This is a genomic window from Pseudoxanthomonas sp. GW2 (assembly GCF_000283075.1).
Classification (GTDB): Bacteria; Pseudomonadota; Gammaproteobacteria; order Xanthomonadales; family Xanthomonadaceae; genus Pseudoxanthomonas.
Genome location: NZ_ALIP01000044.1, coordinates 1 through 12,897, shown reverse-complemented (window position 1 = coordinate 12,897; position 12,897 = coordinate 1). Strand labels below are relative to the sequence as shown.

The 12,897-nt window shown below is 71.3% G+C and carries 9 protein-coding genes; 8 read left to right on the top strand and 1 reads right to left on the bottom strand.

Annotated elements, in window-relative coordinates:
* Positions 1-7 precede the first annotated feature (7 nt).
* From B351_RS0103750 to B351_RS0103720, 7 genes are all read left to right on the top strand, one after another.
* Entirely contained in the window at positions 8-1,447 is a 1,440-nt protein-coding gene (locus tag B351_RS0103750; RefSeq protein ID WP_019397716.1) for an aldehyde dehydrogenase family protein, read from the top strand.
* Between the two features lie 96 nt (positions 1,448-1,543).
* Positions 1,544-2,524: an ABC transporter substrate-binding protein gene (locus tag B351_RS0103745; RefSeq protein ID WP_019397715.1), complete on the top strand. Its 981-nt coding sequence runs from the start codon at positions 1,544-1,546 to the stop codon at positions 2,522-2,524.
* On the top strand, positions 2,524-4,077 hold the full coding sequence (locus tag B351_RS0103740) for a sugar ABC transporter ATP-binding protein (RefSeq protein WP_019397714.1): 1,554 nt from the start codon (positions 2,524-2,526) through the stop codon (positions 4,075-4,077). The genes B351_RS0103745 and B351_RS0103740 overlap by 1 nt, the downstream gene beginning before the upstream one ends.
* The gene (locus B351_RS0103735; protein ID WP_019397713.1) at positions 4,074-5,162 is read left to right on the top strand and encodes an ABC transporter permease subunit; all 1,089 of its coding nucleotides are present in this window, start codon (positions 4,074-4,076) and stop codon (positions 5,160-5,162) included. The genes B351_RS0103740 and B351_RS0103735 overlap by 4 nt, the downstream gene beginning before the upstream one ends.
* A complete protein-coding gene (yjfF, locus tag B351_RS0103730; protein ID WP_019397712.1) occupies positions 5,159-6,181 on the top strand; it encodes a galactofuranose ABC transporter, permease protein YjfF in 1,023 nt (340 codons plus the stop codon). Before B351_RS0103735 ends, yjfF begins: the two co-directional genes overlap by 4 nt.
* Positions 6,174-8,144, top strand: coding sequence for a glycoside hydrolase family 97 protein (locus B351_RS0103725; RefSeq protein WP_026010322.1), 1,971 nt, complete (start codon positions 6,174-6,176; stop codon positions 8,142-8,144). Before yjfF ends, B351_RS0103725 begins: the two co-directional genes overlap by 8 nt.
* A gap of 40 nt (positions 8,145-8,184) precedes the next feature.
* Positions 8,185-10,299 (top strand): glycoside hydrolase 43 family protein, encoded by a 2,115-nt coding sequence (locus tag B351_RS0103720; protein WP_083852387.1) that lies wholly within the window; start codon positions 8,185-8,187, stop codon positions 10,297-10,299.
* 168 nt (positions 10,300-10,467) lie between these two features.
* Here B351_RS0103720 and parE read toward each other — a convergent pair whose 3' ends face one another.
* Positions 10,468-12,357, bottom strand: a complete 1,890-nt coding sequence (parE, locus tag B351_RS0103715) for a DNA topoisomerase IV subunit B (RefSeq protein ID WP_019397709.1) — start codon at positions 12,355-12,357, stop codon at positions 10,468-10,470.
* A gap of 179 nt (positions 12,358-12,536) precedes the next feature.
* Here parE and B351_RS0103710 point away from each other — a divergent pair, with 179 nt between their 5' ends.
* Complete coding sequence (locus tag B351_RS0103710; RefSeq protein ID WP_019397708.1) at positions 12,537-12,794, top strand: hypothetical protein; 258 nt, start codon at positions 12,537-12,539, stop codon at positions 12,792-12,794.
* Positions 12,795-12,897 lie beyond the last annotated feature (103 nt).

The following is a 12,897-nucleotide window of genomic DNA, read 5'->3' as shown; positions in this document are numbered from 1 at the left end:
GCAGTACGTGAACGAACCGCGTTATTCCAGCTACATCGCCGGCCAGTGGGTGGAAGGCGGGGGCAGCCACGTCGACGAGAACCCGGCCAACCTCGACGCCCCGGTCGGCCACTACGGCGTGCTCGATGCCGCCGCGGTCGGCCAGGCGGTGGACGCGGCGGCCGCGGCGCTGCCGGCCTGGTCGCTGGCCACCCCGCAGCAGCGCGCCGAGGTGCTGGACTTCGTCGGCAGCGAGATCCTCGCCCGCAAGGAGGAACTGGGCCGGCTGCTGGCGCGCGAGGAAGGCAAGACCCTGGCCGAGAGCATCGGCGAGGCCGCGCGCGCCGGGCAGATTTTCAAGTTCTTCGCCGGCGAGGCGCTGCGCATCCCCGGCGAGAAGCTGGCCTCCACCCGCCCGGGCGTGGACGTGGAGATCACCCGCGAGCCGGTGGGCGTGGTCGGCATCATCGCGCCATGGAATTTCCCGCTGGCGATCCCGGCCTGGAAGATCGCCCCGGCGCTGGCGTTCGGCAACACCGTGGTGTTCAAGCCGGCCGAGATCGTGCCCGGCTGCGCCTGGGCCCTGGCGGAGATCCTGTCGCGTGCCGGCCTGCCGGAGGGCGTGTTCAACATGGTCCTGGGCAGCGGCCGCACCGTGGGCCAGGCCCTGGTCGCGCACCCGAAGCTGGACGCGCTGACCTTCACCGGCTCGGTGCCCACCGGCCGCGCCCTGCTGGAGCAGGCGGCCGGGCGGGCACTGAAGGTGCAGATGGAGATGGGCGGCAAGAACCCGCTGGTGGTGCTGGCCGACGCCGACCTGGACCAGGCGGTGGAATGCGCGGTCAACGGCGCGTTCTTCTCCACCGGGCAGCGCTGCACCGCCTCCAGCCGGCTGATCGTCGAGGCGGCGGTGTACGACCGGTTCGTGGTGAAGATGCAGGCGCGCATGGCCCAGCTGCGGGTCGGCGATCCGCTGGACCCGCAGGTGCACATCGGCCCGGTCGCCAGCCAGGCGCAGCTGGACACCGACCTGGGCTACATCCGCGCCGGGCACGAGGACGGGGCCGAGCTGCTGGCCGGCGGTGGTCGGGTGGATTGTCCCACCCGCGGCCACTTCCTGGCGCCGACCCTGTTCGCCGCGCGCGCCAGCGACCGCATCTCGCGCGAGGAGATCTTCGGCCCGGTGGCCGCGCTGCTGCGCGCGGCCGACTACGAGCACGCCCTGGCCCTGGCCAACGACACCGAGTTCGGACTGTGCGCGGGCATCTGCACCACCTCGCTCCGGCACGCCACCCATTTCAAGCGGCACGCCCAGGCGGGCATGGTGATGGTCAACCTCCCTACCGCCGGGGTCGATCCGCACGTACCCTTCGGGGGACGGAAGGCTTCCAGTTACGGACCGCGCGAGCAGGGGCGCTACGCGGTGGAGTTCTACACCACGGTCAAGACCGCCTATACATCGGCCTGAGGGCCAACCGCGGCCGCGCGCGCTGGAGGGCGCGCACGGCCAGCCGCGGCGAGGTCGCGGCACGCGGCACAACAACGAATCGATCGGGAGGGAGCGATGAGGAAGTTCGTGTTCGGGATGCTGGCGCTGGGCGCCATGGCGCTGGCCGGCTGTTCCGGCGGCGGCGAGGGCAGCGGCGGCGAAGGCGGCGAGGGCAAGCCGATCACCGTGGGCTTCAGCCAGGTCGGCGCCGAGAGCGAGTGGCGCACCGCCAACACCCGCTCGGTGAAGGAGGCGCTGGCCGCGCCCGAGTTCCGCCTGCGCTTCTCCGACGCGCAGCAGAAGCAGGAAAACCAGATCAAGGCGATCCGCTCGTTCATCGCCCAGCGCGTGGACGTGATCGCGTTCTCGCCGGTGGTCGAGTCCGGCTGGGAGACGGTGCTGCGCGAGGCCAAGGCCGCCGGCATCCCGGTGGTGCTGACCGACCGCGCGGTGGACGTGTCCGACGACTCGCTGTACGTGACCCTGATCGGCTCGGACTTCGTCGAGGAAGGCCGCCGGGCCGCGCGCTGGCTGATCGAGGACAGCAAGGACAAGGAAGGGCCGATCCGCGTGGTCGAGCTGCAGGGCACCGTGGGTTCGGCCCCGGCCAACGACCGCATGCGCGGCTTCAAGGAAGTGATCGCCACCGATCCGCGCTTCCAGATCGTGCGCTCGCAGAGCGGCGACTTCACCCGCGCCAAGGGCAAGGAAGTGATGGAGGCCTTCCTCAAGGCCGAGGGTGGCCGCATCGACGTGCTGTTCGCGCACAACGACGACATGGCCATCGGCGCGATCCAGGCGATCGAGGAGGCCGGGCTGAAGCCGGGCCAGGACATCCGCATCGTCTCCATCGACGGCGTGCGCGGCGCGTTCGAGGCGATGAAGGCCGGCAAGCTCAACGCCACCGTGGAGTGCAACCCGCTGCTGGGCCCGCAGCTGGCGCAGCTGATCCGCGACGTGCACGCCGGGCGGCAGGTGCCCAAGCGCGTGGTGGTGGAGGAGGGCGTGTACACCATGGACCAGGCCGCCGCCGAACTGCCCAACCGGAAGTACTGATGGCGCCGGCGCAAGGGCACGCGCAGGGCGATGGCGGCCGCGGCGGGAGCGCGGCCGCGCCGGTCGTGCTGCAGGCCTCGGGCCTGCGCAAGCGCTTCGGCGCCACCCTGGCGCTGGACGACGCCGGGCTGGTGCTGCGTGCCGGCGAGATCCACGCGCTGATGGGCCAGAACGGCGCCGGCAAGTCCACCCTGATCAAGCTGGTCACCGGGGTCGAGCGTCCCGACGCCGGTCGCATCGAGCTGGACGGCCGCGAGGTCGCCCCGGGCACGCCGCTGGAAGCGCAGTCGCTGGGCATCAGCACGGTCTACCAGGAAGTGAACCTGTGCCCGAACCTGTCGGTGGCCGAGAACCTGTTCGCCGGGCGCTACCCGAAGCGGCGCTGGAGCGGCCTGATCGACTGGCCGAAGGTGCGCGCCGGCGCGCGCGAACTGCTGGCGCACCTGGGCCTGGACATCGACGTGGACCGCAGCCTGGGCAGCTACCCGGTGGCGGTGCAGCAGATGGTGGCCATCGCCCGCGCGCTGGGCGTGCAGGCGAAGGTGCTGGTGCTGGACGAGCCCACCTCCAGCCTGGACGAGGACGAGGTGCAGGCGCTGTTCGCGGTGATGCGCCGGCTGCGCGACCGCGGCATGGCGATCCTGTTCGTCACCCATTTCCTGGACCAGGTGTATGCGGTCTCCGACCGCATCACCGTGCTGCGCAACGGCACCCTGGTGGGCGAATACGCCGCATCGGAGCTGCCGCAGGGCGCGCTGGTGGCGGCCATGGTCGGGCGCGAGGTGGCGCTGGCCGGGGGGCGCGAGCCGGGGGAAAGCGTTGCGGCGGGCGAGGTGGTGGCCGAGGCGCGCGGCCTGGCCCGGCGCGGCGCGCTGCATCCGGTGGACCTGCAGCTGCGCACCGGCGAGGTGCTGGGCCTGGGCGGGCTGCTGGGTTCCGGCCGCACCGAACTGGCGCGGCTGCTGTTCGGCCTGGACCGCGCCGACGCGGGCGAATTGCGCATCGGCGGCCAGGCGGTGCAGCTGCGGCATCCGGCCGAGGCGGTGGCGCGCGGGCTGGCGCTGTGCCCGGAGGAACGCAAGACCGAAGGCATCGTCGCCGGGCTGTCGGTGCGCGAGAACATCGTGCTGGCGCTGCAGGCGCGGCGCGGCTGGTGGCGCGCGCTGCCGCAGGCCAGGCAGGAGGAGATGGCGCGCGAATTCGTGCGCCTGCTCGGGATCAAGACCGCCGACATCGAGACGCCGGTGGGCGCGCTGTCCGGCGGCAACCAGCAGAAGGTGGTGCTGGCGCGCTGGCTGGCCACGCAGCCCTCGCTGCTGATCCTTGACGAACCGACCCGCGGCATCGACATCGCCGCCAAGCAGGAGATCATGGCCGAGGTGGTGAAACTGGCGCGGCAGGGCATGGCGGTGCTGTTCATTTCCGCCGAGATCGAGGAGCTGACCCGGCTCAGCGACCGCATCGCGGTGCTGCGCGAGCGGCGCAAGGCCGGCGAGCTGGACGGCGGCAGCGATGGCAGCCGGGTCCTGGACCTGATCGCGGGGCACGCATGAGCGAGGAACAGGCTCCCCTGGTGCAACCGGCACAGCCGCGGCCGCAGTCCGCGCGGCCGGGCCTGCGCGAGCGCCTGATGGCGCATCCGCTGCTGTGGCCGGCGCTGGCCCTGGTCCTGCTGCTGCTGGGCAACGCGCTGTTCAACCCCGGTTTCCTGGCGCTGCAGTGGCGTGACGGGCACCTGTACGGAAACCTCGTCGACATCGCCAACCGGGCGGCTCCACTTGCGCTGGTTTCGCTGGGCATGACCCTGGTGATCGCGGTGCGTGGCCTGGACATCTCGGTGGGCGCGGTGCTGGCGATCAGCGCCACGGTCGCGGCCTGGACCATCGCCCGCATGCAGGCCGGCGGCAGCGGGGGCCTGGCACCGCTGTTCGGCGCGATCGCCGCGGCGCTGGCGGTGGCCGCGCTGTGCGGGCTGTGGAATGGCGTGCTGGTGGTCAGGGTCGGGATGCAGCCGATCATCGCCACCCTGATCCTGATGGTGGCCGGGCGCGGGGTGGCCCAGCTGATCGGCGATGGGCAGATCCTCACCATCTACTACGCGCCCTACGCCTTCCTCGGCAACGGCTTCCTGTTCGGCCTGCCGTTCTCGCTGTTCGTGCTGGCGGCGGTGTTCGTGGGCCTGAAGCTGCTGCTGGACCGCACCGCGCTGGGGCTGTTCGTGCGCGCCATCGGCCACAACCCGGCCGCGGCCCACGTGGCCGGCATCCGCGCCCGCGCCATCGCCCTGTCGCTGTACGTGTTCTGCAGCTTCAGCGCCGGCCTGGCCGGGCTGCTGGTCAGCTCCAACGTGGCCAGCGCCGATGCCAACAACGCCGGCCAGCTGCTGGAGCTGGACGCGATCCTGGCCGTGGCCCTGGGCGGCAGCGCCCTGTCCGGTGGCCGCTTCAGCCTGGCCGGCAGCCTGCTGGGCGCGCTGATCATCCAGACCCTGACCACCACCATCTACGCCATCGGCGTGCCGCCGCAGGTCAACCTGGTGGTCAAGGCGCTGCTGGTGACCGCGGTGCTGCTGCTGCAGTCGCCGCAGTTCCGGGCCAAGGCCAGGACGCTGTTCAGCCGCAGGGAGGCACGCGCATGAGCATCGCGATGCGCGCCCCGGGGGCCGGCAACCTGCTGCGCCGGCTGCGCGAGCCCGGCCTGCTGTCGCTGGCGGTGACCCTGGCCCTGTTCGTGGCCATGTCCGCCGCCGGCGGCATCCTCTATGAAGGCTTCCTGTCGCCGCAGGTGTTCCTGAACCTGCTGATCGACAACGCCTTCCTGCTGATCGTCGCGGTCGGCATGACCTTCGTGATCCTCACCGGCGGCATCGACCTGTCGGTGGGCGCGGTGGTGGCCTTCACCACGGTGCTGCTGGCCAGCCTGGTGGAGAAACACGGCTGGCATCCGCTGGCGGCAATCCCGCTGGTGCTGCTGATCGGCACCGGCTTTGGCGCGCTGATGGGCGTGCTGATCGAACGCTACCGGCTGCAGCCGTTCGTGGTGACCCTGGCCGGCATGTTCCTGGCGCGCGGCGCGGCGACCCTGGTCAGCGTGGATTCGATTGGCATCAACCATGCCTTCCACGTGGCCGTGGCCAGCACCCGGGTGCCGCTGGGCGGCGGTGCCTCGCTCTCGGTGGCGGCGCTGGTGGCGCTGGCGGTGGTGGCGGCCGGCGTGGTGCTGGCCGGTTCCACCCGCTTCGGGCGCACGGTGTACGCCATTGGCGGCAGCGCGCAGTCGGCGGAGCTGATGGGCCTGCCGGTGGACGCGACCCTGATCAAGGTCTACGCTCTCAGCGGCTTCTGCTCGGCGCTGGCCGGCGTGGTCTACACGTTCTACATGCTCAGCGGCTACAGCCTGCACGGCATGGGCCTGGAGCTGGATGCGATCGCCGCGGTGGTGATCGGCGGCACCCTGCTCGCGGGCGGTAGCGGCTACGTGCTGGGTTCGCTGTTCGGGGTGCTGGTGCTGGGCCTGATCCAGACCCTGATCGTGTTCGACGGCACCCTCAGCTCGTGGTGGACGCGCATTGCCATCGGCGTGCTGCTGCTGGCGTTCTGCCTGTTGCAGCGCCTGCTGGCGCGGGGCGGTCAAGCGAGTGGAGGCGGTCATGGCTGACAAGTGGCTCCGTGCGCGCGCCGCGCGCGTGCTGGCGGCACTGGCATTGGCGGGCGCCTGGCTGCCGCTGCAGGCGGCCACGCCGGCGCTGGGCGAGGTCGCAAGTCCGGACGGCAGGCTGCGCGTGGAGATGGCGCTGGACGAGGCCGGCCGCCCCACCTGGCGGCTGCTGCGCGAAGGCCGCGAGGTGATCGCGCCGTCGCCGCTGGGCATGGTGGGCGAGGGCGTGGACCTGTCGCGCGGGCTGGCCTTCGCCGGTGCCGATCCGGTGCAGGCGGTGGCCGACGACTACGAGCTGCTGTCCGGAAAGCGCCGCCACAACCATTACCGCGCCAACCGCCGCGTGTTCCGCTGGGAGGATGGGCGGGGCCACGAGCTGGCCGTGGCCTGGCAGCTGTCCAACGATGGCGCCGCGTTCCGCTACGAGCTGCAGCGCCCGGTACCGGGGCTGGATACCTGGAAGCGCGATGCGGCCACGTTCCGCCTGCCGGTCGATGCCCATGCCTGGCTGCAGCCGCTGGCCGAGCCCAAGACCGGCTTCGGCCGCACCAATCCCTCCTACGAGGAGTACTACCTGCAGGACGTTGCGGTGGGCACGCCTTCGCCGCTGGGGCATGGCTGGGTGTTCCCGGCGCTGTTCCGCAGCGGGCAGGACTGGATCCTGCTCAGCGAGGGCAGCCTGCGCCGCGGCGATGCCGGCAGCCGCCTGCTCGATGGCGCGGTTCCGGGCGAGTACCTGCTCGGCTTCCCCGACGCACGCGAAGCCCTGCCGGGCGGGGCGGCGTTGCCGTGGATCGAGGGGTTCCCGTGGCGTTCGCCGTGGCGCATCGTCGCGGTGGGCGACCTGGCCACCGTGGCCGATTCCACCCTCGGCACCGACCTGGCCGACCCGCCGGCGGTGGCCGCGCCCTCGGTGCCGGGCAAGGCCTCGTGGAGCTGGCCGCTGCTGGGCGACGACCACACCGTGTTCGAGGTGCAGAAGCAGTTCGTCGACTACGCCGCGCGCATGGGCTGGCGCTACACCCTTGTGGACGCGCTGTGGGACGTGCAGATCGGCGAGGCGAAGATGCGCGAGCTGGTGGACTACGCGCGCGGCAAGGGCGTGTCGGTGCTGGTCTGGTACAACTCGGCCGGCGACTGGAACGAGGCGCCGCAGACCCCGCGCAGCCGCCTGCTGGACCATGCCAGCCGGGTGCGCGAGTTCGACAAGCTCAAGGCCATGGGCGTGGCCGGGCTGAAGGTGGATTTCTTCGGCGGCGACGGCTCGTCGATGATCGCCTACTACCTGGACCTGCTGGCCGACTCGGCTCCGTACGGCTTCCAGATGAACTTCCACGGCTCGACCCTGCCGCGCGGCTGGCAGCGCACCTGGCCGCACCTGCAGACCATGGAAGCGGTGCGCGGGCTGGAGTTCGCCACCTTCGAGCAGGCCAATGCCGACCGCGTCCCGGTGCACGCGGCGACCCTGCCGTTCACCCGCAACGTGTTCGACCCGATGGACTTCACCCCGCTGGCCATGGTCAAGCTCAACGACCGCGTCCAGCGCCGCACCAGCGCGGCGTTCGAGCTGGCGCAGTCGGTGCTGTTCGTCTCCGGCATCCAGCACTACGCCGAGACCGCCGAGGGCATGGCGCAGGTGCCGGAGTACGTGCGCCACTTCCTTGCCGGCCTGCCGGAGGCATGGGACGACAGCCGCTTCATCGATGGCTACCCGGGCCGGTGCGCGGTGTTCGTGCGCGAAGGCGGCGGGCGCCGCTACGTGGCCGGGATCAATGCCGGGCCGGGACCGCGCAGGATCGTGTTGGACGCCGGCAAGCTGGGCGGTGGCGTGCTGCGCGGCCAGCTGCTCACCGATGGCGGCGACGCGCCGGGCTTCGCGGAACGGCAGGTGGAGCTGGCGCCCGGCCGGCCGCTGGAACTGGAGCTGCCGGCCGCCGGCGGCTTCGTGCTGCAGCTGGATTGATGCGACGGCGCCCAGGGCGCGCCGCGCGGGGAGGCAAGTGATGGTGTTCGCGCGACCATTCGGGCTGGCGTGCCTGCTGATGTTGCTGCTGGCGGGCGGCGTGTCCGCGGTCGCTGCGCCAGCCAGCTGGACCGCCGACAACGGCAACGACACCTACACCAACCCGATCTTCTACGACGAGTTCTCCGACCCGGACCTGGTCCGGGTGGACGACTGGTTCTACATGACCGGCACCACCATGCACGCGGTGCCTGGCCTGCCGCTGCTGCGCTCGCGCGACCTGGTGAACTGGGAATTCGTCTCGTACGCGCTCACGGAGTTCCCGCCCGGACCCGAGTACCGGCTGGAGGACGGCAAGGACCTGTACGGCCAGGGCATCTGGGCGCCGGTGCTGCGTTACCACGATGGCCGCTTCCATGTCTTCGCCAACATCAACGAGCGCGGCCTGCACGTGTTCACCGCCAGCGACCCGGCGGGGCCGTGGGACCACACGGTGATCGACCGCAACCTGCATGACCTGTCGGTGCTGTTCGACGACGACGGCCGGGTGTGGGCGGTGTTCAACTACAACGAGGTGCGGCTGGTGGAGCTCAAGCCGGACCTGTCCGGCGTGGTCGAGGGCAGCGAGCGGGTCATCATCCCGGCCGGCAATGGCATGGGCGAGGGCCACCACTTCTACAAGATCGACGGGCGCTACTACATCATCAGCGCCAACTACGCCCCGGTCGGGCGCATGCAGGCCGCGCGCGCCGACCGCCTCGATGGTCCATGGGAGACGGTGGCGATCAGCGCCAGCGAGAGCATGGGCTTCCAGCGCGGCTGGTGGGAGGACAGCGTGGGCCAGCGCTCGCCGGTTCCGGCCGACGGTGCGTCGTTCTCTTCGCACAAGCCCGCGGACAACGCGCTGGGCGCCGTGCCGCTGCACCAGGGCGGCATCGTGCAGGCGCCGGACGGCAGGTGGTGGGGCTTCTCGATGATGGACCTCAAGTCCGTCGGCCGCACCACCTTCCTGTCGCCGGTCACCTGGCACGATGGCTGGCCGTACTTCGGCCTGCCGGGCAACCTGGGGCGCACGCCGCGTACCTGGACCAAGCCGGTGGTGGACCCACGCATCCGGCCGCATGCGCCGTACGTGCGCAGCGACGCCTTCTCCGCGCCGCGGCTGCAGCCGGTGTGGCAGTGGAACCACCAGCCGCTGGACGGCAAGTGGTCGCTGCGCGAGCGCCCGGGCCACCTGCGCCTGCACGCGCTGCCGGCCGAAGGCTTCCTGCATGCGCGCAACAGCCTGACCCAGCGCGTGGTGGGCCCGGAGGCCACGGCCACCGTGGTGCTGGATGCATCCGGGTTGCAGCCGGGCGACGTGGCCGGGCTGGGCCTGCTGAACATGCCGGCGGCGTGGCTGGCGGTGGTGCAGGAGGACGGACGCCGCGTGCTGCGTTGGTATTCGCAGGCGCAGGACCGCCGGGTCGAGGTGCCACTGCCCCGGGCCCGCGTGCACCTGCGCGTGCGCGGCGACCACGACGAGGACCTGGCCTGGTTCTCCTGGAGTGCGGACGGGCGCCGCTTCCACGACATCGGCGAGCCGGTGCGGCTGCCGTACCAGCTCAAGACCTTCCAGGGCTCGCGCTACGCGCTGTTCGCGTACAACAGCGCCGGGCGCGAAGGCGGATATGCGGACTTCGACCGTTTCGACCTGCACGAGCCGCTGGCCGACCGCTCGCGCAACATCCCGCTGGGCAAGGTGGTGAGGCTGGAGAACCTGGGCGATGGCAGCGTGGCCGCAGTCCATCCGCTGGGCGTGGTGCAACCGGTGGCGGCCGACGACGGGAGGGCGCGGTCGCCGTCTGCCCGTTTCCGCGTGCATGACCGCGGCAATGGCCAGGTGGCGCTGGAAGCGATGGATGGCAGCGGCTTCCTGACCGTGGTCGGCATCGGCCTGTCCGCCGACGTGCGCCTGTTGCCCGAGCATCCGGTGGACAGCCGCTTCATGTGGCAGGACCTGCTGCGCGGCCAGTTCATGCTGCTGTCGATGAAGACCCACCGCTACCTGGGCATCCTGCCCGGCAGCGGCGAGCCCTATGCCGCCGACCGCCCCGGCACGCGACCCGACCGTCGCGACGGCACGGTGCTGGCGTGGAAGCTGGCGGAGGACTAGCCAAGGCAGCGGCCCTGGCCCTGCCCGCGCCACGTTCCGCGAACTCCGAATCCCGGATCCCCGATCCCGAGCCCTTCAGACCTCCAGCGAAGCCGCGCCCCTGCGCCGTTGAAATGCGACGACGTCGGGGCCGTCGCCACGGCCCAGCAGTCTGGACGTGCGAGGCTTTTAGACCTCTAACGAGGCCAGATCGCCCTTCGTCTCCAGCCACGCCTTGCGATCGCTTGCCCGCTTCTTGGCCAGCAGCATGTCCATCAGCGCGCGGGTCTGTTCACCGTCGTCGACGGTCAGCTGCACCAGGCGGCGGGTGTCGGGGTGGATGGTGGACTCGCGCAGCTGCTGCGGGTTCATCTCGCCCAGGCCCTTGAAGCGGGTCACGCTGACCTGGCCCTTGATCTTCTCGCGGGCGATCTTCTCCAGCAGCAGGCGCTTCTCTTCCTCGTCCAGGGCGTAGAACACCTGCTTGCCCACGTCCACGCGGAACAGTGGCGGCATGGCCACGAACACGTGGCCGGCGGCGACCAGGGCCGGGAAGTGGCGCAGGAACAGCGCCGACAGCAGGGTGGCGATGTGCAGGCCGTCGGAGTCGGCGTCGGCCAGGATCACGATCTTGCCGTAGCGCAGGCCCGACAGGTCGTCCTTGCCCGGATCGCAGCCGATGGCGACGGCCAGGTTGTGCACTTCCTCGGAGGCCAGAACGGTGTTGCTGGACACCTCCCAGGTGTTGAGGATCTTGCCGCGCAGCGGGAGGATGGCCTGGAAGTCCTTGTCGCGCGCCTGCTTGGCACTGCCGCCGGCCGAGTCGCCTTCCACCAGGAACAGCTCGGTGCGCGACAGGTCCTGGCTGATGCAATCGGCCAGCTTGCCGGGCAGGGCCGGGCCCTGGGTGACCTTCTTGCGGACGACCTGCTTCTCGGTCTTCAGGCGCGCGCTGGCGCGCTCGATCGCGATCTGGGCGATGCGCTCGCCCATGTCCACGTTCTGGTTCAGCCACAGGCTGAAGGCGTCGTGCGCCGCGCCTTCGATGAAGCCGGCGGCCTGGCGCGAGGACAGGCGCTCCTTGGTCTGGCCGCTGAACTGCGGGTCGGTCATCTTCAGCGACAGCACGAAGGCGACGCGGTCCCACACGTCCTCCGGCGCCAGCTTGACCCCGCGCGGCAGCAGGTTGCGGAAGTCGCAGAACTCGCGCAGCGCGTCGGTCAGGCCCGAGCGCAGGCCGTTGACGTGGGTGCCGTGCTGGGCGGTGGGGATCAGGTTGACGTAGCTCTCCTGGACCAGCTCGCCCTCCGGGACCCAGGCCACGGCCCAGTCCACCACCTCGGTCTCCTTCTTCAGCGAGCCGGTGAACAGCTCCGGCGGCAGCAGCTCGCGGCCGGCCAGTTCGCCCTTGAGGTAGTCGCGCAGGCCGTCCTCGTAGTGCCAGGTGTCGCGCTCGCCGGAGGCCTCGTCGAACAGGGTCACGGTCAGGCCGGGGCACAGCACGGCCTTGGCGCGCAGCAGGTGGCGCAGGGCGCGGACGTTGATCTTCGGGCTGTCGAAGTACTTCGGGTCCGGCCAGAAGCGCACGCGGGTGCCGGTGTTCTTCTTGCCGACGGTGCCGACCACCTCCAGCGGGGTGGCGCGGTTGCCGTCGCGGAAGGTGATGCGGTGCTCGGCGCCGTCGCGCTTGATGTGCACCTCGACCAGGGTGGACAGGGCGTTGACCACGCTCACGCCCACGCCGTGCAGGCCGCCGGAGAAGGTGTAGTTCTTGTTGCTGAACTTGCCGCCCGCGTGCAGGCGGGTGAGGATCAGCTCCACGCCCGGGATCTTCTCCTCGGGGTGGATGTCCACCGGCATGCCGCGGCCGTCGTCGGCCACCTCGCAGCTGCCGTCGCGGTACAGGGTGACCTCGACCGAGCGCGCATGCCCGGCCAGCGCCTCGTCCACCGCGTTGTCGATCACCTCCTGCGCCAGGTGGTTGGGGCGCGAGGTGTCGGTATACATGCCGGGCCGGCGCTTGACCGGGTCCAGGCCGGACAGGACTTCGATGTCGGCGGCGTTGTAACGGCTGCTCATGGAACCTTCGGTGACGCGGTAAAGACGCGCAAGTGTGCGGCCTGTCTGCCGTTTTTGCACGCCCGCCAGCCCGTTCAGGCCGGCGCAGGGCGCGCGGACGTATAACCGGGGCCGCGGCACGAGCCGCGGCCGGCCGCCCCCCGTGGCCGGCGCAATGCCCCCCCAAGCGGAGGAACGCCATGAACCGACGCCTGATCTGGAGCGCAGTGGCCGCCGCGGTGGCGGTCGCGGCCATCGCCGTCCCGGCGCTGGCCCAGGAGCGCAAGGCCGAGGGCCGCCAGGGTGCGCTGGCCGAGCACAAGGCCCAGGAGGCCAGGGACAATGCCGAGGCCGACGAACGCGCCCGCCGCCGCGAGGCGGCCCGGTCCGGCCAGGACCCGCGCAACAAGTCGCGCCCGCAGCGCGAAGAGGAAGAAGAGCAGCGCGAACGGCGCTGAAGGCGCCCGTTCAGGACCTGTTCCAGGCCCGCCGGCCCTTGTCCGGCGGGCTTTTTCGTCGGCTCCGGGCGCGCCGGCGGGTAGCCGCCGGCTTGGGCTCGGG

Bases quoted from the DNA above. Each gene is read 5' to 3' on its own strand.
- B351_RS0103735 (WP_019397713.1), top strand. From the start codon at position 4,074: ATGAGCGAGGAACAGGCTCCCCTGGTGCAACCGGCACAGCCGCGGCCG.
- B351_RS0103710 (WP_019397708.1), top strand. From the start codon at position 12,537: ATGAACCGACGCCTGATCTGGAGCGCAGTGGCCGCCGCGGTGGCGGTC.
- B351_RS0103725 (WP_026010322.1), top strand. From the start codon at position 6,174: ATGGCTGACAAGTGGCTCCGTGCGCGCGCCGCGCGCGTGCTGGCGGCA.
- B351_RS0103720 (WP_083852387.1), top strand. From the start codon at position 8,185: ATGGTGTTCGCGCGACCATTCGGGCTGGCGTGCCTGCTGATGTTGCTG.
- parE (WP_019397709.1), bottom strand. From the start codon at position 12,357: ATGAGCAGCCGTTACAACGCCGCCGACATCGAAGTCCTGTCCGGCCTG.
- yjfF (WP_019397712.1), top strand. From the start codon at position 5,159: ATGAGCATCGCGATGCGCGCCCCGGGGGCCGGCAACCTGCTGCGCCGG.
- B351_RS0103745 (WP_019397715.1), top strand. From the start codon at position 1,544: ATGAGGAAGTTCGTGTTCGGGATGCTGGCGCTGGGCGCCATGGCGCTG.
- B351_RS0103740 (WP_019397714.1), top strand. From the start codon at position 2,524: ATGGCGCCGGCGCAAGGGCACGCGCAGGGCGATGGCGGCCGCGGCGGG.